At 29.8% G+C, this 1,229-nt stretch carries 1 protein-coding gene; it reads left to right on the top strand.

Annotated features, from left to right (window positions below; all coding sequences use genetic code 11):
* Window positions 1-1,145, top strand: a 1,145-nt coding sequence (locus FUA24_RS23605) for a CDP-glycerol glycerophosphotransferase family protein (RefSeq protein ID WP_148545786.1), incomplete at its 5' end; no start/stop codon positions are given.
* Window positions 1,146-1,229: the final 84 nt, after the last annotated feature.

Below are 1,229 nucleotides of genomic sequence, written 5' to 3' on the forward strand. Positions count from 1 at the left end.
AAAATAACTTTGGAATTTTAGATAATTTAAAAGCCAACCATTCAAAATTAAAAACAACACGCGGGTATGCCACCCGTTTTATTTATAAGCTAACCGCTTTATTTCATTCAGAAACTACCATTCAACAGTTTCAAAAGCTACAAAATTTTACATTTAGAAATCATGATACAACTAAACAATATATCTCTATTTTAGAGGAAGAACAACTAGATATTATGTTCTTTACACACCAACGGCCGCCATATATAGCGCCTTTGGTATACGCTGCCCAAAAAAAACACATAAAAACAGCAGCGTTTATTTTTAGTTGGGATAATTTAGCTTCAAAAGGGCGTATGGCTTCAAACTTTAATTATTACTTGGTTTGGAGTGATTTAATGAAGCGTGATTTGTTGAAATTTTATAAATCTATAAAGGAAAATACTATTAAAGTAGTTGGAACGCCTCAATTTGTGCCTTATGTAATGGATGTTTATAAGATGCAAGCATCTGAATTTTTTAAGGATTTTGATTTGAATCCGAAATTAAAAACCATTTGTTTTAGTTGCGGTGATATTTCAACCAGTAAAAATGATGAGCTTTATATTGAAATAATAGCTAATGCTATTGATGCAGGCGATATAGAACCAATTAATTTTATTGTTAGAACATCACCTGCTGAAGACCCAGTAAGATTTAAAAAATTAGTTGAAGAATATGCTTTTATAACATGGAATTTTCCAAAATGGAAACAGGTAAGACCTAATCATCAAGAAGCATGGTCTCAAAGAATTCCTTCAGTTGATGATGTAAAACAGTTAAGAGCTTTGTTAGAGTATTCAGACTTAAATATTAACATGCTTTCTACTATGAGTTTAGATTTTATGATGTTTGATAAGCCTGTTATAAACCCTGTATTTGGAAATGAAGATAATGGATTGTATAATGATCAGCGTTTTTTAAATTATGAACATATTCAGCATTTAGTTAATAGTAAGGCTAGTAAGGTTGTGAAAAATGAAACAGCATTAATAAAAGCTATTTCTCAATGTTTATCGGGCAAAGTAGATTTTAAAAACAGAAAGGCATTTATTAATCAACAAGTAGGAATTCCTTTAAAAGAAACTAATAAACAATTGGTTAATAGTTTAGTTTCATGGCTTTAAATACAAAGAAAATAGCAATAATATGTAATTATAAATTGCTTCCTGAAAGGGTAGGCGGTATGGATTATTTTTTTTGGGCCTTTG

It is taken from the genome of Seonamhaeicola marinus, assembly GCF_008085455.1.